Below are 20,646 nucleotides of genomic sequence, written 5' to 3'. Positions count from 1 at the left end.
TCGGGACGCCTGACCGGACAAGCACCTGCCACAGCGTTGCACAACGGGCCCCGGCTCCACGGCGGGCGGGGCTCTCCGCCGCAGGCGGAGGTCTCTTCGCCACAGGCGGGATCAGGGATCCGCTGCAAACGGCCCAACGGGGCCGCAGGGGCTCAGGCAGGAAAGCGGGCGTCGAGCCAGGTGCGCAGGCAGGATGTGCGCTCCAGACGCGCGGCGAAGGGTTCGAGATCGGGCGCATCCACGCCCCCGCCCGGGAAGTCCTCCCGGGCTCCGTCCTCCACCAGAAGGCCGTACAGGCCCCGCTCCAGGGCGGGGCGCAGGTTCCGGGGCGAGTCCTCCGCAAGAAGGGCCCCGGCGGGATCAATGCCGAACCGGGCCAGAAGGCGGTCATAGACCTGCCCGGCCGGTTTGGGGACAAAGCCGTTGTCCACGATATCGATGATGGTCTCGAAGTGCCCGGGATCGACCCCCAGCCGGTCGAGCACATTCCGGGCGTGGGAGGCGGTGCCGTTGGTGAACAGCAGCTTGCGCCCCGGCAGGCGCGCGAGAGCCCGCTCCAGGCCCGGATCCGGGGACAGGGTGGTGTAGTCCACCCGGTGGGCCTCGTCGAGGAAGGCCACGGGGTCCATACCGTGACGCTCCATCATTCCCTTGAGGGACGTTCCGTACTCCCGGGCGTAGGCCCGCTGGATCTCATCGGCCTGCCCGGGGGGAACCCCGAGCGCGTGGGCGATGGTCTCGCGGATCCTCTCCCGGACCTGGCGGAACAGGCCGCTGGAGGCCGGATAAAGCGTGTCATCGACATCGAAAATCCAGACCTTGATCTCGGCCATGTTCCGCTCCCCGGACGGTCAGTCCTGTTTGGCCACCCCGGCACCGCGGATCAGGGTTCCGGCGCCGGTGGGGGTGAAGATCTCCAGCAGGACCGCATGGGGCGCCCGCCCGTCCACGATGACGGCGGCCTCGACGCCCTGCTCGACCGCTTTGACGCAGGTCTCCACCTTGGGGATCATGCCGCCGGTCAGGGTGCCGTCGGACATGAGCACCCGGGCGCGCTCCACCGAGAGGTCGTGGATCAGGGTCTTGCTCTTGTCCAGAACCCCGGCCACGTCGGTGAGCATCAGAAGGCGCGACGCCCTCAGGCAGGCGGCAATCGCTCCGGCCGCGGTGTCCGCGTTGATGTTGTAGGTCTCGCCCTTCGAGCCCACACCGATGGGCGCGATCACCGGAATGATATCGGACTTGCGCAGGTGATCCAGGATGTGCGGGTTGACCACCGTCGGCTCCCCCACAAAGCCCAGATCCAGCTCGCGCTCGATGCGGGAGTCCGGATCGCGGATCGTGCGGGTCAGCTTGCGGGCCTCGATCAGGTTGCCGTCCTTGCCCGACAGGCCGATGGCAAAGCCGCCCGCCTGATGGATCGCGGTCACAATCGCCTTGTTGATGGACCCGGCCAGAACCATCTCCACCACATCGGCGGTCTCCCGGTCCGTGACCCGCAGCCCCTCGACAAACGAGCTCTGGATGCGCAGCTGCTCGAGCATGCGGCCGATCTGCGGACCGCCGCCGTGGACCACCACCGGGTGCATGCCCACCTGCTTCAGCAGGACCACGTCGCGGGCGAAGGCCCGGGCAAGATCCTCGTTGCCCATGGCGTGACCGCCGTACTTGATCACCACGGTCTTACCGGCAAACCGGTGCATATAGGGCAGAGCCTCGGCCAGAACGCTGGCCTTTTCCCCCCAGGACAGGACGCTTTCAGCGGGTTCGGGGATCTCGTTCGAGGATTTGGTCATGCGGGGCATCCTTGCAGAAACCGTAAAGAAACACAGGTCGGGCGGAAGCTCACCCGGGGTCACGCTCGCCGAACAGCGCCGTGCCAAGACGAATATGGGTCGCGCCGAAGGCAATGGCCGTCTCGAAATCGCCGCTCATGCCCATGGACAGGACGGGAAGACCGTGGCGCTTGCCAATCTCGCGCAACAGCGCAAAATGCGGGGCCGGCTCCTCATCAACCGGCGGAATGCACATCAGCCCCTGCACGTTCAGGCCCAGCCCGGTGCGGCAGCGCTCAAGGAAGGCATCGACCTCCAGCGGAGGGACACCGGCCTTCTGGGGCTCCTCGCCCGTGTTGACCTGGACCAGAACCGGCAGACGGCGGTCCTGACGCTCCATCTCCGTCGCCAGGGCCTCGGCCAGACGCATCCGGTCAACCGAATCGATGGCATCGAACAGGGCGACCGCGTCGCGGACCTTGTTGGTCTGGAGCGGGCCGATCAGGTGCAGGTCCAGGTCCGGGAACTGCTCGCGCAGGGCGGGCCACTTGCCCTGGGCCTCCTGAACCCGGTTCTCGCCGAACAGCTGGTGACCCGCTTTGAGAAGGGGCAGGATGTCCCCGGCCGGGCGGGTCTTGGACACCGCCACCAGGGACACGTCGGAAACAGGGCGCGAGACCGCGGCACAGGCCGTGCGGATGGACTCAAGCGCCCGGGTCAGGGGGGGGCAGGAAAGCGTCTCGGGGGTGGTCATCGGACTCGCTACAGGCTACGCGTTACGGGATAAGGGTCAGAGGGCGGGAGTTTAGCAGGTCTTGCCCCGGGAGGAGGAGAAATAAAAATGAGAGGACCGTTCCCCGTCCGGTTTGCCCGCTCCCGGGATCCGCGGCTGCCCTCGGGCATTCTTGTCAGCGACCCGGTCCGCCTGCCCGATCCCTCGGGAGCGCTGGCCCGGCTGGGTCCGGGAGGTGCGGTCCACCTGAGGCTTTATGGCATGCCCGCCGCCGAGGCGGCCCGGGTGCAGGCCCGGGTTCTGGGCGCGGCCCGGCGCGCGCGGGTACGGGTGGTTCTGGCCCGCGACAGCCAGCCCGCCGCCCTTCCCCGAACCCTGGGAGGCATCCACCTGCCCGAGGCCCTGGCCCTGGGGCGCCTGCCCCTTGCGCGCCTGCTTCTGTGGCGCCGGGCCGCGCCGGAGCGGACGCTGTGCATGGCCACCCACAACGCCCGGGCGCTTGGCCGGGCGCGGAGCCTGGGCGCCGACTATGTTCTTCTCTCCCCCATGTTCCCCACCCGGAGCCACCCGGGCGCCCCGGTCCTGGGCGCCGTGAGAGCCGCGCTGCTCGCCCGGCAGGCGGGTGTGCCGGTGTATGCCCTGGGGGGCGTGACGCCGCGGACCGTGCGGCGCCTGCCCCCGGGAACGTTCCGCGGGGTTGCGGGGATCGATACCTTCACGCTCCCGGGCGCTTGAAGTCGACTGGCCGGGGAGTCATAGTGACACCCTCTCCTTTTCCCTAAATTCTTGTGAAAGACAGCCCATGCACATCGTTCTGAACGGAGAAACCCGGGAGCTTTCCTCCCCCGTTTCCCTTGGCGCCTTCCTTGCACACATCGGCATCGACTCGCGCAAGGTGGCCGTTGAGCGCAACCGGGAAATCGTCTCCCGGACCGCCTACGACGACACCCTTCTCCAGGACGGCGACCAGCTGGAGGTCGTTCACTTCATCGGCGGAGGAAGCGGCGCCGTCACCCCGCCGCCGGTGGACGAGCCCTTCACCGTGGCCGGCCGGACGTTCTCGTCGCGCCTTCTGGTGGGAACGGGCAAGTACCGGGATTTCGAGGAAACCGCCCGGGCCATCGAGGCCAGCGGCGCCGAGATCGTGACCGTGGCCGTGCGCCGGGTCAACGTGTCGGACCCGTCCCAGCCCATGCTGGTGGACTACGTCGACCCCAAAAAATACACCTACCTGCCCAACACCGCGGGCTGCTTCACAGCGGATGACGCGGTGCGCACGCTGCGCCTGGCCCGGGAGGCCGGCGGCTGGTCGCTGGTGAAGCTGGAGGTTCTGGGCGACCAGAAGACCCTGTACCCCAACATGGCCGAGACCCTTGTGGCCGCCGAGGCGCTCATCGCCGACGGCTTCCAGGTCATGGTCTACTGCGCCGATGACCCCATCGCGGCCAAGCGCCTGGAGGACATGGGCTGCGTGGCCATCATGCCCCTGGGCTCGCTGATCGGCTCGGGACTGGGGATCGTCAACCCCTACACGATTCGCCTGATCAAGGAATCCGTCAGCGTGCCGGTGCTGGTGGACGCGGGCGTGGGCTCGGCCTCGGATGCGGCTGTGGCCATGGAGCTGGGCTGCGACGGCGTGCTGATGAACACCGCCATTGCCGACGCCAAGGATCCGATCCGCATGGCCCACGCCATGAGGCTGGCGGTCCAGGCGGGCCGGGAATCCTACCTGGCGGGCCGGATGCCCCGCAAGAGCTTTGCGGACCCGTCCTCCCCCATCACGGGCCTGATCTGACCCGACCCGGGAAGCGCCTCCGAAACACGCGGGGGCGCACTCCGGCCCGGGCCCGGCTCGCCCCGGGACCGGACACGCGGCCTGAGCGCGCGGACGGCCCACAGCAGGGCTGCCCGCCCCCGGACCGGCAGGCCTCGCGGGCGCCCCCTGCCCCACGCGGACCACCCGGACCACGACACCCCGCCCCGGTTCCCTCCCCCCTGGAGCCCACCTTATGGACTATAAAGTGATCCACAGGCACCGATGCGAGTACCCGGTTCCCGTTTCCGTTCACACGGGGGACCGTCTGCGCGTTGGCGAACGCTACGAGGGACCCGAGGCCTGGGACGACTGGTATTTTTGCACGGCACCGGACGGCGTTCAGGGGTGGGTGCCGGGATCGGTCTTCCGGCGGCTGGCCGGTGATCAGGCCGAGGCCCTGGAGGACTATTGCTCCCGGGAACTGGATGTGGACGACGGCGAAACCCTCACGGGCCTGAGGTCCCGAAACGGCTGGCTGTGGTGCCGCAGACCGTCCACCGGCGAGGAGGGGTGGGTGCCTCTGGAGTCTCTGGCCCCGACCGGGACCGACCTGGCCAACGCGCGCCCCGCAACCGGGCCTTGAAAGCCCGCGACCCCGGACACACGGCGCACGCCCCGTCACCCGGAGCCCGCCGAGTCCGGGCTGCTCCGGGCGAACCGCCGCCCCCTCGCAGCCGCAAAATGAAAATCGGGCCGCCCGGCGCTGGCGCCGCCTCTCCCGCCGGGCGAAAATCCGGCTCCCGACCCACCACCACGCCCGAAAACGGACCCCCCTCGGTTTAGGGAGCCCCCTCCAGCTCGCGCCTTCGGTGAAACCCGGGGCCAAAGATGAGAATCTTTCGCGAAACACATTTCTAATGTTGATTTGAAGGCCTATATTGACTTCTATCGAAAGAAATGTTGCGCTCGGGGTCTTCGGGAACCGGCGGATTTCCGCTTTTCCGTCGCCCTGCGAAGCCATCTCTTGGTTCTTGTGCCTTGCCGTATCCGAAAGGGGCCACACGGCCCCCGTTCCACGCAAACTGGAGACTACTTATGAGCACCTGCCCTACACGCAACCAGAATCTTGTCGCCTGGGTCGAGGAGATCACAAAGCTGTGCGAACCCGACCAGGTCTACTGGTGTGACGGCTCGCAGGAAGAATACGATCGCCTTTGTCAGGAGATGGTTGAGTCGGGAACGTTCACCCGGCTGAACGAGAAGAAGCGCCCGAACAGCTACCTGTCCCGCTCCGACGTCCGCGACGTGGCCCGCGTCGAGGACCGCACGTTCATCTGCTCGGAACGGCAGGAGGACGCCGGCCCCACCAACAACTGGAAAGACCCCAGCGAGATGCGGGCCACGCTCAAGGGCCTGTTCCGGGGCTGCATGAAGGGCCGCACCCTTTACGTCATTCCGTTTTCCATGGGTCCGCTCGGATCCCCCATCGCCCACATCGGTGTCGAGCTCACGGACAGCCCCTACGTGGTCGTCAACATGCGCATCATGACCCGCATGGGCAAGAAGGTGCTGGACGTCCTGGGCGACACGGGCGAGTTCGTGCCGTGCCTGCACTCGGTCGGCATGCCGCTGGCCGAGGGCCAGAAGGACGTGGCCTGGCCCTGCAACCCGGACAACCGCTACATTGTCCACTTCCCGGAAACCCGCGAGATCTGGTCGTTCGGCTCGGGTTACGGCGGCAACGCGCTGCTGGGCAAGAAGTGCTTCGCCCTGCGTATTGCCTCGGTCATGGCCCGCGACGAGGGCTGGATGGCCGAGCACATGATGATCCTGGGCATCCAGGCTCCGGGCAGCACGGAAAAGAAATACGTCGCCGCCGCGTTCCCCTCGGCCTGTGGCAAGACCAACTTCGCCATGATCATTCCCCCGGCCGGGTACGAGGGCTGGAAGGCCAGCACCATCGGTGACGACATCGCCTGGATCAAGCCGGGCCCGGACGGCACCTTGCGCGCCATCAACCCGGAGGCGGGCTACTTCGGCGTGGCTCCCGGCACCTCCGAGTTCACCAACCCGGTCGCCATGAAGACCTGCGAGCGCGACACCATCTTCACCAACGTGGCCCTGACCGATGACGGCGACGTGTGGTGGGAGGGCATGTCCAAGGAGCCCCCGGCGCACCTGATCGACTGGACCGGCCAGGACTGGACCCCGGGCTGCGGACGCCCGGCGGCGCACCCCAACGCCCGCTTCACCTCCCCGGCGGCCAACAACCCCGAGATCGACCCCGAGTGGGAGAACCCGGAGGGCGTGCCCATTTCCGCCTTCATCTTCGGCGGCCGCGTGTCCCACAACTTCCCGCTGGTCTACCAGAGCAACGACTGGTCCCACGGCGTGTACCTGGCAGCCACCATGGGCTCCGAGGCCACCGCAGCCGCGGACAACCAGAAGGGCCTGCGCCGCGATCCCATGGCCATGCTGCCCTTCTGCGGCTACAACATGGCCGACTACTGGAGCCACTGGCTGAAGATGGGCAAGTCGGTTCCCGTGGAGAAGCTGCCCAAGATCTTCCGGGTCAACTGGTTCCGCAGGGACGAGAACGGCCGCTTCATCTGGCCGGGCTTTGGCGACAACCTGCGTCCGCTGGAGTGGATGCTGGGACGCTGTGAGGGCACCGCGGGCGCTGCAGACAGCCCCATCGGCGCCATGCCGCGCCGCCAGGACCTGCGCTGGGACGGCCTGGACTTCGACCCCGCCGTCTACACCAAGCTCATGAGCATCGAGAAGGACGTGGCCCTGTCCGAGGTCGAGGACCAGTCCACGTACTTCGCCCGCTTCGGTGAGAAGATGCCCGGTGAGCTCCTGGACCAGCAGGCCGCCCTGGCCAAGCGTCTCGGCGCCCTGTCGGGTCCGTGGACGCTTCCGTCCGAGGACTGATCCCGGCACACCCGCATGAACGCACCCCGGCGGTTCCGGCCGCCGGGGTGTTTTTGTCTCCGGCCCCCGAGACCGATAACGGAACCGGAGACGGAACCGGAGACGGAACCGGAGACGGAACCGGACCCCAGGCCCGGTCCACCCCGGCAAGCGCCACTTTCGACAGCGGTCCCATCCCCGGGTCGCCACGCATCTGATGGAGCCACTCCCGGCAGGTGTCCGCCCGGAAGGCGCCGCACCCGACAGCCGCCGCACGCCCCCCAAGGGCCCGGCAGGATCCGAACCCGGCAGCGGTCCCGACACACCCCGCGGGCCCGGCGCTCCCCCGTACACCACCCGGTCCGCAACCGCTTCCGGACAGGGCTCCCGGTTTCCTCCCCAAACCGCCACACCCACCCCCACGAGACAACGCCATGCAGGTTTTCGACAGCCCCAACCAGGATGCCCGGCCGGACGGTGTGCCGGTGGACACTCTTGTGCTCCACTACACCGGGATGACCAGCGGGCGGGCCGCATTCCTGCGCATGATGGACCCCCAGGCCCAGGTCAGCGCCCACTGGATGGTGGCGGAAAACGGCGCCCTGACGGCCCTGGTCCCCGAACACCGCCGGGCCTGGCACGCGGGCGTGTCGTTCTGGCGCGGACACACGGGCCTCAACGCCCGCTCCATTGGCATCGAGATCGTGAACCCCGGGCACGAGTACGGCTACCGCCCCTTCCCCGAGCCCCAGATGCGGGCCGTGATCCGCCTGTGCCGCGCGATCCTCTCGCGCCACCCCATCGGTCCGCAGGGCATCGTGGCCCACTCGGATATCGCCCCCGTGCGCAAGGAAGACCCGGGCGAGCTGTTTGACTGGCCCCGTCTGGCCCGGGAAGGTGTGGGGCTGTTCCCGTCCGCGCCGCTGGAGGGGCCGGACACCGATCCGGCGACCCTGCTGGCCGCCATCGGCTACGACACGTCCGACCTGACCGCCGCGGTCCGTGCCTTCCAAAGACGCTACCGCCCCGCCCGCATCGACGGATGCGCCGACGACCTGACCCTGGGCCTGATGCGCGCGGTCCTGAAGACCCTCACGCAGAGCGGAGCCGCCCCCTCACCGGCTGCCTGAGCACGCCAGAGGGCTCTCCGAGGGCCACGGGCACTCCCCCACGCACCACGGGGACTCCCCGAGGGCCGTGAGCCCCCGGGGGCCTGTCCCGCCGCCATCCGGCACCCCGGCGGAGCCCCTGTGACCAATCGCGCCCATCCGGTGGCTGCACAGAAAAAGGGGCCGGCCCCGCAGCCTCCTGCAGAACACGGCCCCTTTCCGGGCTCAAATCCGGGGCACCCCACCCGGGCCCGTTCGGGAGAGGCCAGCGCCGTCCCCCGAAGTCAGTGCGGACGCGTCAGCGCGTCGGCAGGCTTACCAGTTCGGACCGCGGCCCTGACCCGCACCCGGGCCCATTCCACGGCCCGGCCCCATTCCCTGGCCCGGACCCATTCCCTGACCCTGCTGGCCCGGAGCCACTCCCTGGCCCTGGTAGCACGGTCCCGGGTTCGCACAGGGCCCCTTGCGCCCGGCGCGGCCCATCTGCTTCCAGCGGTGATGGCCGGCGCGGCCGTAGCCATAGCCCGGACACGGGTTGGAGGCGTCATAGCAGGGGTAAGCCGGCTGATTGCCCTGGGCAGCCGGGCCACCCGCCTGAGCCTGCCCGGCCGCGGCCGGAGCTCCGGGCCCCTGCTGGGCGTCCGCCGACCCGGCCCAGGCCACAGCCCCGGAGAATGCGATTGTCGTTGCCAGAACGCTGCGAAGAAGTGCTTTACGAAACATGATGTCCTCCATATCCAGAAACCCGGTGGCCAAAGGGAAATGCGTTTTTGGCCTCTCAACGAACCCATAAAAGCATGCGGCTCATGAACGAAGTCTGAGGCTGTTTTTCATCAAGCGTTCATGAACCCGGACCTACGCTTTCGTCATGGTATTTTCACGCATCATCCTCGTTGCCGGGCTCGCCGGCGTTATCGCTCTCACGCTCCCGGCCCCGGCCTCGGCCCAGCCGGAGGGCTCTCCCCCCTATGGCGGCCCCCGGGGCCACGGCGCGTGGAAAGGCGGGCGCTGCGCTGACGACGCGGGCGAGTGCCGCGGACGCGGCTCGGGCTACGGAGCCCGCCGGCTCCTGCGCCACTCGGACCATGACCGCGCCCGCCGGGCGGTGCGCAGCGGCGAGGCCGTCCCCCTGTCCTGGATCCTGACCGACATCGAGCGCACTACCCGCGGTCGTTTTCTCGAGGCCACACTCGATGACGAACACGGTGTGCTGGTCTATAGTGTTGAGATCCTGCGGTCCGACGGGACCGTAAGCAAGTTCATCTATGATGCGAAATCGGGCGCCCTCCTGCGGCGCCTCGACGCCGGAGACTGAAAACGTGCGCATTCTGGTCGTCGAAGACGAACCCACCTTGTGCAACTCCCTGCGGGCCGCGCTGGAAAGCCGGGGTTTTGTCGTGGAAACCGCGCCCGACGGGGAGGAGGCCGCCTTTCTCGGCTCGACCGAGGAGTATGACGCCGTTGTCCTGGACCTGGGCCTGCCCAGGCTGGACGGCATCAGCGTCCTGCGGGCCTGGCGCGCCGAGGGCCGGAACTTTCCGGTTCTGATCCTCACGGCGCGGGGCGGCTGGAGCGAGAAGGTCGCCGGCTTCGAGGCCGGCGCCGACGACTTCCTGGCCAAGCCCTTCGAGATGGAGGAGGTCATCTACCGCCTGCGCGCCCTGATCCGGCGCACCGCCGGACACGGCGCCACCCTCATCGACGTGGGCCCCCTGCGCTTTGACACGGTCTCGACCCGGGCGTACGTGAACAGCGCCCCCCTGGACCTGACCGCACAGGAACTGCGCATCCTCGAGTACATGGTCACCCACCGGGGCCGTACCCTGTCGCGCACCGAGATCACCGAGCACGTCTACGACCGGGACTTCGACCTGGATTCCAACGTGATCGATGTTCTGGTGGGGCGGCTGCGCAAGAAGATCGGCGCGCCCCTCATCCACACGGTCCGCGGCGTCGGCTACCGGCTGAGCGAAAGCCCCGACGCGTGAGCACCGCTCCGCCCAACGTGCCGCCGGACGTGCCGCCCACCGCACTGCCCACCGCAGCGCCCAACGTGCCGAAAGCGCCCCACTCCATGCGCATGCGGCTCCTGATCGGAGCCACCATCTGGCTGTCCGGGTCGCTTCTTGTGGTGTTCGGTGTCCTGGCGCTCAGTGTCAGCCAGTCCCTGGAGCGCACGGTCCAGCGCCAGCTGGGCTTCGAGGTGGACTCCCTGGTCGCTGCTGTCGATATCGGGGACGGGGGCGACATCGCGGTGGAGTACGAGCCGCCCAACCCCCTGTTCTCCCGGCCCTACTCAGGCTGGTACTGGCAAATCCGGCACGGGGACACGGTGCTGCGCTCCCGCTCCCTGTGGGACTGGGACGACCTGCTGGACGCCCGTCCGTCCCACACGCCCAAAGGCACTCTCCATATCCGGCGCATGCAAGACCCCTACGGGCGGGAGCTCCAGATTGCCGAGCGGGACGTCTATCTCCCCGGTCTGAAGGGCGCGCTGCACGTGACCGTGGCGGCCGACCGCTCGGAACTGATCCGCGAGCGCTCCACCTTGCTGACGGTCCTTGGGGGCGCCCTGCTGCTGCTGTTCCTGGTCCTGCTTCTGACGGTGCATTTTCTGGTGTCCATCACCCTGCGCCCGCTCTACACCCTGCAAAACCAGCTGGAGCTCATGCGGGAGACCCCGGAGAAGCGTCTGGGCGGTGCCCAGCCACGAGAGCTGGCGCCCCTCTCCAACGCCTTCAACGCGGTTCTGGACCACGACGCCGACCTGATCTCCAAGGCCCGGACCCACGTGGGCAATCTGGCCCACGGCCTGAAGACGCCCCTGTCAATCCTGGCCACCCAGGCGGAGACCCTGGACCCGGCCCAGCGGGAGATCATCCTGCGGGAGGTCTCGATCATGAAGCGGCTGGTGGAGCGGCACCTGGCCCGGGCGCGCTCGGTCACGGGATCCGCCACCATCCGGGGCGTCCGTGTGGACGCGGGCCGGGCCAGCCGGCGCCTTGCAACCACCATGAACGCCCTCTACCGCGAGGGCCCCCAGATCACGCTGGACTGCGGAAACGACGCCGTCTTCATCGGCGACGAGGACGACCTGATGGAAATGCTGGGGAACCTTCTGGACAACGCCTGCAAGTGGGCTGCGGGACAGGTCCGGCTGAGCGCCCGCGCCACGCGCCCGGACGGCCTGGTCCTGACGGTGGAGGACGACGGCCCCGGGCTCGCCGGAGACGAGGCGGAAAGCGCCCGCCAGCGCGGGGCCCGTCTGGATGACACGGTCGCGGGGCATGGTCTGGGTCTGGATATTGTGCAGGATCTCGCCTCCCTGTACGGAGGCACCCTGACCCTGGACCGGTCCTTCCTGCTGGGGGGACTGCGGGCCGAGTTGCGGTTTCCCGCCATGGTCCCGCCCCCGGCCCGCCCCGCCTGACCCACACCGGCAGCGCCAACCGAAGTCCGAAAAGCGAGGCCCGGGAACCGGATACCGGGAACCGGCACCCGCCCGTTCCCGCGGCACCGGCCCAACGCCCCCGGGACACAGTGCCCCACAATCACCGCGCCATAAAAAAAGGCCCCGAAACGACGGGACCGGGATTCCGCGCCGCTTCGGCACAGGAGCCGGGCGGACTGAAGGCCCGTCCACGACAGGCCCCAACAACAGAGGTGCCCCACCCGCAGGCGCCCGGAAGACAGGTCAGCCATCCGGCGCGGGCGCGCACAAACAAACGTGGCCCCTCACGACGGCGGGGCCACGGATCAGGTCGGCCGGGGGCCGGATCAGGAGGACGGCAGGGCCCGGGTCTGGTCCGCCGCCTTTTCCAGCAGCATCTGCTGCTCGACACTGGACCGGTCCAGGGTGCGCTTGAGCGTCCGGATTTCCATGTCGCGGGTATAGACGCGCATGCGCAGCGTCAGAACCGAGAGCCACATCAGGAGAGCGCCGCACAGCAGCCCGATCCCCATGGATCCCAGAAACAGAACATACACCGGCATGGATGCTTCCGCCTGAAACGGGAAGAAGCTGACGGTAATTCGATCCAGATTGTTTGCGGCAAAGATGGCGCACATCAGAGCCAGGGGGACTCCGACAATCCAGAAAAGCGCTTTTCTCACTGTATCCCTCCAGCGTTGGCAGCCGAGACGAACCGTTTTAGCGCCAAAAATCGTGCGCGCCAAGGGAGAAGCACGCCGAAAAGATCAAAAGCCGGAAAATCCGGCTTCGGGTCACTCGTTAAGAAGCTCGCGGAGCTGCTTTCCGGTCTTGAAATAGGGGACAACCTTCGATGCCACATGCACCGACTCCCCTGTACGCGGGTTCCGTCCCACACGGGCATCCCGGGTCTTTACAGAGAAAGCCCCGAACCCACGCAGCTCCACACGGTCGCCGCGCGCAAGCGCGTCCGAGATCTCGTCAAAGATCGTCGAGACAATCCGCTCCACGTCGCGCTGGTACAAATGAGGGTTACGCGCTGCCAGTCGAGCAATCAATTCGGATTTTGTCATATTTGGAGCCCGTCGCCTGTTCAGCCTAGAGTTCGGCAAAACTCTCTTGAAAGGTGACAGAATCTCTGGGGTCCGTCAAGAAACCCGTTCCGGGAAATGGCCATTTTGGGGCCAAAATAGACCCGGTTTCAGAAATTTTCTACCTAAAACCCGTCCGGAAGGCCAGAAAATGAAAAGCCGGGAGAAATCCTCCCGGCTTTTCGAGCGTCACAGGCGGAAAACGGGCCCAAATCCGGAGAAATCCTCCGGATTCGGTTCCGAGTCCGAATGCCTTCCTCAGGCGTTGTCGCCGTCGGCGGCGGAGGCGGACTTGCCAGCCTTCTTCAGGGCCGCGCCCAGGATGTCACCCAGCGAGGCGCCGGAATCCGTGGAGCCGTACTCGGCCATGGCCTGCTTCTCTTCTTCCATCTCGCGCGCCTTGATGGACAGGGTCAGGCGGCGGTTGGACTTGTCGATGTTCGTGATCTTCGCATCGATCCGGTCGCCGACGTTGAAGCGCTCGGGGCGCTGGTCGGCCCGCTCGCGGGCGAGGTCCGCCTTGCGGATGAAGCCGGTCAGGCCGGCAACCTCGACCTCGACACCGTTGTCCTGGACCTGGGTGACCACACCGGTGACGGTCTGGTTCTTGCGCAGCTCCATCTGGCTTTCCTGGTGCGGGTTCTCCGAGAGCTGCTTGGCGCCCAGGGAAATCCGCTCCTTCTCCACGTCGACGTCCAGGACCTTGGCGCGAACGATGTCGCCCTTCTTGTAGTCCTTGACAGCCTCGTCGCCCGGACGGTTCCAGTCCAGGTCGGAGAGGTGGATCATGCCGTCGATGTCGCCGGTCAGGCCGATGAACAGGCCGAACTCGGTGATGTTCTTGATCTCGCCCTCGATCTCGGAGCCGACCGGGTGAGCCTCAAGGAACGACGCCCAGGGGTTCGACATGGTCTGCTTGAGGCCGAGCGAGATGCGGCGCTTTTCCTGATCCACGTCGAGCACCATGACCTCGACCTCCTGGGAGGTGGAGACAATCTTGCCCGGGTGGACGTTCTTCTTCGTCCAGGACATCTCGGAGACGTGCACGAGACCCTCGACGCCCGGCTCCAGCTCCACGAACGCACCGTAGTCAGTGATGTTCGTGACGCGACCCACAAAGCGGGTGTTGGGCGGGTACTTGGCGACAACACCGCCCCAGGGATCGGCCTCAAGCTGCTTCATGCCAAGGCTGATGCGCTGGGTTTCCGGGTTGAAGCGGATGACCTGCACCTTCACGGTCTGACCGATGGTCAGGGCCTCGGACGGGTGGTTGATGCGCTTCCAGGAAATGTCGGTCACGTGCAGCAGGCCGTCGACGCCGCCCAGGTCCACGAACGCACCGTAATCGGTGATGTTCTTGACCACGCCGTCCAGGATCTGGCCCTCCTTGAGGGTCTCCATGAGCTTGGAGCGCTCCTCCGCACGGGTCTCCTCGAGAACGGCACGGCGGGACACGACGATGTTGCCGCGGGTGCGGTCCATCTTGAGGATCTGGAAGATCTGCGGCTGGCCCATGAGCGGGGAGATGTCCCGAACCGGACGGATGTCCACCTGCGAACCCGGGAGGAACGCGATGGCGCCGGAAAGATCGACCGTGAAGCCACCCTTGACGCGGTTGTGAATGACACCCTTGACGCGCTGGCCCTCGTTGAAGGACTTCTCCAGCTCGTTCCAGGCCTCCTCGCGGCGGGCCTTCTCACGGGACAGAACGATCAGGCCGTCCTTGTCCTCGTAGCGCTCAACGAACACATCGACGCGGTCGCCGATGTGCAGCTGGAGCTCCTCGCCGGGGCGCTGGAATTCCTTGACCGGAATACGGCCTTCCGACTTCAGCCCGACGTCGACGATAAAGAAATCGCCGGAGCGGCCGATAACGGTGCCGTTGAGAACCCCGCCGTCAAGACCGCCGGACTCGCCAAGCTGTTCGTTGAGGAGGGATTCGAAATCTTCGTTCATGTGCATGTCCTGGGTGCTGATCGCGCTGGCCATGGGACGTGTGTATCCTTTCAGAGTGTGTTTCATTTCGGGCCAACCGGTTGGTTCCGGTGGTCTTTCAGGTTTGGACGAAAACACGCCCCTCCTCCCCGGACGCGGGCCCGGAGACGGGGGACGAGGTCGGATGGTGTACGAGCAACAGGGCACGGCCTTGCCGGAAACCGCTCAAGCGGCGCGGCAAGCGCAGAAAGCACTGCAACAGCCAACGTACCCTCAGGCTGAAACCGGCGGAGTCCTTATCACGGATTTTTGAAAAACTCAACGGCTGAATGCGAGGGCACACCGGCCGGGGCCGGGTCTGCCGCCCCCTGAACGGGCCCGGGCGGGGCCGGCGCACAGCGGCGGGAGCCGGCGCGGCGGGCACTAGACGGGCACGGGCGGACAGCAGCGCGGAGGGCTCTTTCAGACACGGGCCCTTTCAGACACGGGCCGTAAACGGGGCCCACAGCAGCGCGGGGTCTGGTGTGCTGTGAACCGACGCGGGCCGGAACGACCGGCCCCGGACGGGAGTGAGACGGGCACCGGCCCCGGGCCCTGCCTCCCTGGGACGGACGCCCGGATGTACACTCTCTTGCCGCCGTGCTCCGCCTGTCGTAAAGAATCCCATCCGGACTCCCGGACAGGCAACCCACGTCCGGACTCCCGGACAGGCAACCCACGTCCGGACTCCCGGACAGGCAACCCACGTCCGGACTCCCGGACAGGCAACCCACGTCCGGACTCCCGGACAGGCACCCAAATCCGGAGCACCGGACCCGCCATTCAGGCCGGACACCCCCAGGAGAGAGGACACGTCATGATCCGCTATGCCCTTGAATGTGAGCACGAGCACGTTTTCCAGCACTGGTTCGACAGCATCAGCGCCGCCGACGCCGAACTGGCGGGCGGACAGGTGGCCTGCCCGACCTGCGGATCCCACGCGGTGCGCAAGTCCCTGATGGCGCCGTCCATCGGCGGCCCCAAGGCGGTGTCCTCGTCCGAGATGCTGCCCTCCTGCGCCGGGCCGTCGTGCTGCGCGGGCGCGTGCCCTGCCGTATCCCCGGACTTCGGCTGACCCGCATCGACCGCCCAGCCCGGACCGGCCCACAGGGGCCCCGTGTCCGGGCTCCCGGGCTTGCGCGCTCGCGGGCTGTGTCAGGCCACCCTGGCCCGTTGCGGCCCGTCTCAGGCAACCCCGGCCCGTAACGGGCCGTATCAGGCGATGGCCACTTCCGGCAGGGGAGCCGCGTCCAGGCTCTCGATCATGGACAGGCACAGGCGCTCGCGGTCCCAGCCGTCGGGGATCGGGGTGAAGGGGCTCAGCCCGCCGGCCTCCCGGTCCTCCACCGCCTCGACCACCGTATTGAAGGTGATGACCTTCTGCTCCTGCGAGAACCCGTACAGAAGGGACACATCACACAGAAGGTTGATCAGCCGCGGCAGGCCACCCGAGAAGTAGTGGATGGTGGCACAGGCCAGATCGTCAAACAGCTCGGGCGCCCCGCCCGCGATGGAGACCCGGTGGCGGATGTAGCCGGTGGTGTCCACCAGATCCAGGGGCGTCAGGTGACAGTGCACGGTGATGCGCTGGCTGAACTGCCGCAGCTCGGGTTTTCTCAGCATCGCCAGAAGCTCGGGCTGGCCCACCAGGACGATCTGGAGAACCTGATCCATCTCGTTGTTGATGTTCGAGAGCATCCGCAGATCCTCGAGCATCCGTTCCGTCAGGTTCTGGGCCTCGTCAATGATCAGGACCGTGCGCTTGCCCTCCGCATAGTTTTCCAGCAGAAAGTCGACAAACCGGTCGTAGAGGGAGACATAGTCCCCGTCCCGGTGATCAAAGCCGTAGGCCATGGCAATCCAGGTCATCAGGTTGCCGAATGTCTGGGACGCATTGGTGATCAGGCCCACCGCCACGTCGTCCTTCCTGGACAGAAGGTAGCGGCGGATGATCATGGTCTTTCCCGACCCCACCTCCCCGGACAGGACAACAAAGCCCGCAGCCGAGAGCATCCCGTACTCAAGAACATGCATGGCCTTGATGTGCGAGCGGGCCGGATAGATGAAACTTGAGTCCGGAAGAAGCGAGAACGGTTTTCGCGTCAGGCCGTAAAAGTCCTCGTACATGACCTTTTCCAGTATGCGGATGCGTGCCTGGGCCCCGGGGGCTCGGCGGATCCGCGGTTTGGTTCCCGAAAACGGGGATCTCCCGGGATAATAACGTTCAGGAACAAGATTTTAACACGAAGGCTCCAGCCGCCCCAAGCCGTTTTGCCCGCTTCGGGGGAAAATGGAGGTGTTTCCACTGCCGCGCAAGAAGTCGCGCGAGGATATTACATCCCATGAGGGCGAAAACCCGGGGAAACGGCCCCGGCGGGCGGAGACAGGGCCCCGTCCCCGGGCACGGAGGACGGGTGAGTCCCGATCCGGCGCGTCCGGTCTCTCCGAGTCCCCGCCCCGGAGCGGGGCGAGGCCCGGAGATTGAAACACCCTGGCGGGAGACTGGAACCGGGTTCACCTTTAAATAAGAAGGGGTTGCGTCGCAAGCACATGAAATCGGTGACATCTTCCGGAAAGCCAATTGGCGCTCCGACCTTTTGGCCTTGACTAAGCCCAGGCGCCCTGCGATACTCCATCACATCATGTAGTGTATAAAAGCAAAAAACACACACTATATAGACAAACCCTCCCCGAACCGCCCAAATCTCCCGAGAGGTCTCCATGTCGCGCCCTGCTTCCGAACCCTGTACCGTCCGGCACGTTCTCAAGCGCGATGGACACCTCGTTCCCTTCCTGGGCGACAAGATCTGCTCGGCCATCGAGCGGGCGGGCAAGGCCACCGGCGAGTTCGGCCCCGCCGAGGCGGCGGACCTGGCCGAGCGCGTGTTTTCCCGCCTCGGGCTTCTCTTCCCCGACCTGCCCCCGGACGTGGAGCAGATCCAGGACGTGGTGGAGGAGGTCATCAGCGCCAGCGGCTACGCCAAAACGTTCCGCGCCTACGCCGTGTACCGCGAGAGTCACCAGCGCCTGAGAAAGGACCACACCACGGTGGTGGACGTCGAGTCCTCCATCAACGAGTACCTCCGCCAGGAGGACTGGCGCGTCAACGCGAACGCCAACCAGGGCTACTCGCTGGGGGGCCTGATCCTGAACGTCTCGGGCAAGGTGATCGCCAACTACTGGCTGTCCCACGTCTACCCCCACGAGGTGGGCAAGGCGCACCGCGAGGCGGACATCCATATCCATGACCTGGACATGCTGGCGGGCTACTGCGCCGGCTGGTCCCTGCGCACCTTGCTGACCGAGGGCTTCAACGGCGTTCCGGGCAAGGTCGAGGCCAGCCCCCCGCGCCACCTGTCCTCCGCCGTCGGGCAGATTGTGAACTACTTGGGCACGCTCCAGAACGAGTGGGCGGGCGCTCAGGCGTTCTCGTCCTTCGACACGTACCTGGCCCCGTTCATCCGCTATGAGAATCTCTCCTACGCCGAGGTGCGCCAGTACATCCAGGAGCTCATCTATAACCTGAACGTGCCGTCGCGCTGGGGCACCCAGACGCCCTTCACCAACCTGACCTTCGACTGGACCTGCCCCGAGGATCTGAAGGACGATGTTCCCATCATCGCGGGCCAAGAGATGGACTTCACCTATGGTGATCTCCAGGCCGAGATGGACATGATCAACCGGGCCTACATCGAGGTGATGACCAAGGGTGACGCCCGGGGCCGCGTGTTCACGTTCCCGATCCCCACCTACAACATCACCCCCGATTTCCCCTGGGAGAGCGAGAACGCGGATCTTCTCTTCGAGATGACCGCCCGCTACGGCCTGCCCTACTTCCAGAACTTCGTGAACTCCGAGCTCAAGCCGAACATGGTGCGCTCCATGTGCTGCCGCCTGCAGCTGGACCTGACCGAGCTTCTGAAGCGCGGCAACGGGCTGTTCGGCTCGGCGGAGCAGACGGGCTCCCTGGGCGTGGTGACCCTGAACTGCGCGCGCCTGGGCTTCTTGCACCGGGGCGACGAGGAGGGTCTCTTTGCCCGCCTCGAGCACCTGCTGGAGATCGCCCGCACCTCCCTCGAGATCAAGCGCAAGGTCATCCAGCGCCACATCGACAGCGGCCTGTTCCCGTACACTAAGCGCTACCTGGGCACCCTGCGCAACCACTTCTCCACCATCGGCGTGAACGGGGTCAACGAGATGATCCGCAACTTCACCGCCGACCGGGAGGACATCACCACCGAGGAGGGCTACGCCTTCGCCGTGAAGTTCCTGGACCGGGTGCGCGAGACCATCGTGCGCTTCCAGGAGGAGACCGGACACCTCTACAATCTCGAGGCCACCCCGGCCGAGGGCACCACCTACCGCTTCGCCCGCGAGGACCGCAAGCGGTTCCCGGGGATCCTCCAGGCCGGCTCCGACGCCCAGCCCTACTACACCAACTCCAGCCAGCTGCCCGCGGGCTTCACCGACGATCCGTTCGAGGCCCTGGCCCGCCAGGAGGAGCTCCAGCGCAAGTACACGGGCGGCACGGTGCTGCACCTCTATCTGGGGGAGCGGGTCTCGTCGGTGGACGCGTGCAAGAAGCTGGTGCGCCGCGCGCTGGAGCGCTTCCGCCTGCCCTACATCACCGTCACGCCCACGTTCTCGATCTGCCCCGTGCACGGCTACATCGCCGGAGAGCACAAGTTCTGTCCCACATGCGACGAGGAGCGACTGGCCGAGAAGCGCCGCAAGCTCAGCGCCTGACTGCCCCCGTGCCCAGAGACGTCCCTTAACCCACAGCCGGAGTTCCCAGACCATGAACCACATGAGCACTGTTGACCTTCTCCAGGAACCCCTTGCCCTTGCCGACGACGAGCGCCAGCCCTGCGAGGTCTGGACGCGGGTCATGGGGTACCACCGCCCCTACTCCTCGTTCAACACGGGCAAGAAGGGGGAGTTCTCGGAAAGGGTCTACTTCAAGGAATGCAAGGTCGACCTGACCTGAGGTCGGCCGAGGCATACGGACCATGACCGGACCCTCCGGACCCGACACGCCCACACACGCCGCCGGTGCCTTGCGCATCGGCGGTGTTGCGACTCTGTCCACCGTTGACTGGCCGGGAGAGCTGGTGGCGACGGTGTTCCTGCAGGGCTGCCCCTGGCGCTGCCCCTACTGCCACAACCCCCACCTTCTGGACACCCGGGCGGACGGAAGCGTCACCTGGCCCTGGCTGGAGGCCTTCCTGAAAACGCGGGAGGGCCTGCTGGACGGGGTGGTGTTCTCGGGCGGCGAGCCCCTGGTCCAGGGCGGCCCGAACGGCCCCCTTGCGGCCGCGATCGCGCACGTCCGGGCCCGCGGCTTCCGCCCTGCCCTTCATACCGGGGGCGCGTGGCCCGAGCGCCTGCGGGCGGTCCTGCCGCTTCTGGACTGGGTCGGCTTTGACATGAAGGCCCCGTTCGAGGACTACGACGCCCTGACCGGACGCGAGGGCAGCGGCCTGCGGGCGCGCGAGAGCCTGGAAGCGCTGCTGGAGAGCGGCGTGCCCCACCAGATCCGCACCACCGTCCACCCCAGGCTTCTGCCCGACGAGGCCCTGGACCGCCTGAGGGCGGACCTGGCGGCCCTTGGGGCCTCCGAGCCCGTCATCCAGAAATTCCGCAAGGAGGGATGCGTGACCGGGAGCCTGCTGTAGGCTCTCCCCTCCCGGTCCCGGGTCTCGGCCTTCGGTGCCGGATCCCCCTCCCGCGCAGGATTGCGGACCGTACCAGGTCACCCGGTGCCTGCCGGGTCGAGGGTGCGTACCAGGTCAGGGATCGGCCAGGACAACCCATTCAGGGACACCAACCGTTCCGGGGCAGTGACCGCACAAGACCACCCGACCA

The 20,646-nt window shown here is 67.0% G+C and carries 20 protein-coding genes; 12 read left to right on the top strand and 8 right to left on the bottom strand.

The window, feature by feature from the left end; genetic code table 11:
• Nucleotides 1–152: 152 nt before the first annotated feature.
• The 3 genes from IHV25_RS03840 to IHV25_RS03830 are packed head-to-tail and all read right to left on the bottom strand — an operon-like array spanning nt 153 to nt 2,529.
• Nucleotides 153–833, bottom strand: coding sequence for a pyrimidine 5'-nucleotidase (locus tag IHV25_RS03840; protein WP_192533791.1), 681 nt, complete (start codon nt 831–833; stop codon nt 153–155).
• An 18-nt stretch (nt 834–851) separates the two neighbouring features.
• On the bottom strand, nt 852–1,796 hold the full coding sequence (gene argB / locus IHV25_RS03835; protein ID WP_192533790.1) for an acetylglutamate kinase: 945 nt from the start codon (nt 1,794–1,796) through the stop codon (nt 852–854).
• 49 nt (nt 1,797–1,845) lie between these two features.
• Entirely contained in the window at nt 1,846–2,529 is a 684-nt protein-coding gene (locus tag IHV25_RS03830) for a YggS family pyridoxal phosphate-dependent enzyme (protein WP_192533789.1), read from the bottom strand.
• An 87-nt stretch (nt 2,530–2,616) separates the two neighbouring features.
• On the opposite strand from IHV25_RS03830, the gene IHV25_RS03825 reads away from it, so the two are divergent.
• From IHV25_RS03825 to IHV25_RS03805, 5 genes are all read left to right on the top strand, one after another.
• A complete protein-coding gene (locus tag IHV25_RS03825) occupies nt 2,617–3,243 on the top strand; it encodes a thiamine phosphate synthase (RefSeq protein WP_192533788.1) in 627 nt (208 codons plus the stop codon).
• A 67-nt stretch (nt 3,244–3,310) separates the two neighbouring features.
• Nucleotides 3,311–4,303 carry a sulfur carrier protein ThiS gene (thiS, locus tag IHV25_RS03820; RefSeq protein ID WP_192533787.1) on the top strand — a complete coding sequence of 331 codons (993 nt, stop codon included), beginning with the start codon at nt 3,311–3,313 and terminating at the stop codon, nt 4,301–4,303.
• 214 nt (nt 4,304–4,517) lie between these two features.
• Nucleotides 4,518–4,907, top strand: coding sequence for an SH3 domain-containing protein (locus IHV25_RS03815; RefSeq protein ID WP_192533786.1), 390 nt, complete (start codon nt 4,518–4,520; stop codon nt 4,905–4,907).
• A 452-nt stretch (nt 4,908–5,359) separates the two neighbouring features.
• Complete coding sequence (locus tag IHV25_RS03810; RefSeq protein WP_192533785.1) at nt 5,360–7,198, top strand: phosphoenolpyruvate carboxykinase (GTP); 1,839 nt, start codon at nt 5,360–5,362, stop codon at nt 7,196–7,198.
• Nucleotides 7,199–7,611: 413 nt separating this feature from the next.
• On the top strand, nt 7,612–8,307 hold the full coding sequence (locus tag IHV25_RS03805; protein ID WP_192533784.1) for an N-acetylmuramoyl-L-alanine amidase: 696 nt from the start codon (nt 7,612–7,614) through the stop codon (nt 8,305–8,307).
• Nucleotides 8,308–8,601: 294 nt separating this feature from the next.
• On the opposite strand, the gene IHV25_RS03800 is transcribed toward IHV25_RS03805, so the two are convergent.
• Complete coding sequence (locus IHV25_RS03800) at nt 8,602–9,009, bottom strand: hypothetical protein (RefSeq protein ID WP_192533783.1); 408 nt, start codon at nt 9,007–9,009, stop codon at nt 8,602–8,604.
• Between the two features lie 145 nt (nt 9,010–9,154).
• On the opposite strand from IHV25_RS03800, the gene IHV25_RS03795 reads away from it, so the two are divergent.
• From IHV25_RS03795 to IHV25_RS10640, 3 genes are read left to right on the top strand one after another with little or no spacing between them, the layout of a single operon-like run.
• Nucleotides 9,155–9,601 carry a PepSY domain-containing protein gene (locus IHV25_RS03795; RefSeq protein ID WP_192533782.1) on the top strand — a complete coding sequence of 149 codons (447 nt, stop codon included), beginning with the start codon at nt 9,155–9,157 and terminating at the stop codon, nt 9,599–9,601.
• A gap of 4 nt (nt 9,602–9,605) precedes the next feature.
• The gene (locus IHV25_RS03790) at nt 9,606–10,274 is read left to right on the top strand and encodes a response regulator (protein ID WP_192533781.1); all 669 of its coding nucleotides are present in this window, start codon (nt 9,606–9,608) and stop codon (nt 10,272–10,274) included.
• Nucleotides 10,271–11,716: an ATP-binding protein gene (locus tag IHV25_RS10640; protein ID WP_192533780.1), complete on the top strand. Its 1,446-nt coding sequence runs from the start codon at nt 10,271–10,273 to the stop codon at nt 11,714–11,716. The genes IHV25_RS03790 and IHV25_RS10640 overlap by 4 nt, the downstream gene beginning before the upstream one ends.
• Nucleotides 11,717–12,063: 347 nt before the next feature.
• Here IHV25_RS10640 and IHV25_RS10395 read toward each other — a convergent pair whose 3' ends face one another.
• The 3 genes from IHV25_RS10395 to rpsA form a co-directional block, all read right to left on the bottom strand.
• Complete coding sequence (locus tag IHV25_RS10395) at nt 12,064–12,399, bottom strand: lipopolysaccharide assembly protein LapA domain-containing protein (protein WP_192533779.1); 336 nt, start codon at nt 12,397–12,399, stop codon at nt 12,064–12,066.
• A 111-nt stretch (nt 12,400–12,510) separates the two neighbouring features.
• Nucleotides 12,511–12,789, bottom strand: coding sequence for an integration host factor subunit beta (ihfB, locus tag IHV25_RS03775; protein WP_192533778.1), 279 nt, complete (start codon nt 12,787–12,789; stop codon nt 12,511–12,513).
• A gap of 276 nt (nt 12,790–13,065) precedes the next feature.
• On the bottom strand, nt 13,066–14,796 hold the full coding sequence (rpsA, locus tag IHV25_RS03770) for a 30S ribosomal protein S1 (RefSeq protein ID WP_192533777.1): 1,731 nt from the start codon (nt 14,794–14,796) through the stop codon (nt 13,066–13,068).
• A gap of 802 nt (nt 14,797–15,598) precedes the next feature.
• On the opposite strand from rpsA, the gene IHV25_RS03765 reads away from it, so the two are divergent.
• Nucleotides 15,599–15,856 (top strand): DUF1178 family protein, encoded by a 258-nt coding sequence (locus IHV25_RS03765; protein ID WP_192533776.1) that lies wholly within the window; start codon nt 15,599–15,601, stop codon nt 15,854–15,856.
• A gap of 140 nt (nt 15,857–15,996) precedes the next feature.
• On the opposite strand, the gene IHV25_RS03760 is transcribed toward IHV25_RS03765, so the two are convergent.
• Entirely contained in the window at nt 15,997–16,908 is a 912-nt protein-coding gene (locus tag IHV25_RS03760) for an ExeA family protein (protein WP_192533775.1), read from the bottom strand.
• 594 nt (nt 16,909–17,502) lie between these two features.
• On the opposite strand from IHV25_RS03760, the gene IHV25_RS03755 reads away from it, so the two are divergent.
• The 3 genes from IHV25_RS03755 to IHV25_RS03745 are packed head-to-tail and all read left to right on the top strand — an operon-like array spanning nt 17,503 to nt 20,456.
• Entirely contained in the window at nt 17,503–19,527 is a 2,025-nt protein-coding gene (locus IHV25_RS03755; RefSeq protein WP_192533774.1) for a ribonucleoside triphosphate reductase, read from the top strand.
• Nucleotides 19,528–19,579: 52 nt separating this feature from the next.
• Nucleotides 19,580–19,768, top strand: a complete 189-nt coding sequence (gene nrdD, locus IHV25_RS03750) for an anaerobic ribonucleoside-triphosphate reductase (protein ID WP_192533773.1) — start codon at nt 19,580–19,582, stop codon at nt 19,766–19,768.
• A gap of 22 nt (nt 19,769–19,790) precedes the next feature.
• Nucleotides 19,791–20,456: an anaerobic ribonucleoside-triphosphate reductase activating protein gene (locus tag IHV25_RS03745; protein WP_192533772.1), complete on the top strand. Its 666-nt coding sequence runs from the start codon at nt 19,791–19,793 to the stop codon at nt 20,454–20,456.
• Nucleotides 20,457–20,646: the final 190 nt, after the last annotated feature.

Source organism: Phaeovibrio sulfidiphilus (assembly GCF_014861485.1).
In the GTDB taxonomy this organism is placed as follows: Bacteria; Pseudomonadota; Alphaproteobacteria; order Rhodospirillales; family Rhodospirillaceae; genus Phaeovibrio; species Phaeovibrio sulfidiphilus.
The sequence above is the reverse complement of the archived record's forward strand: the minus strand, read 5'-3'. Positions and strand labels throughout refer to the sequence as shown.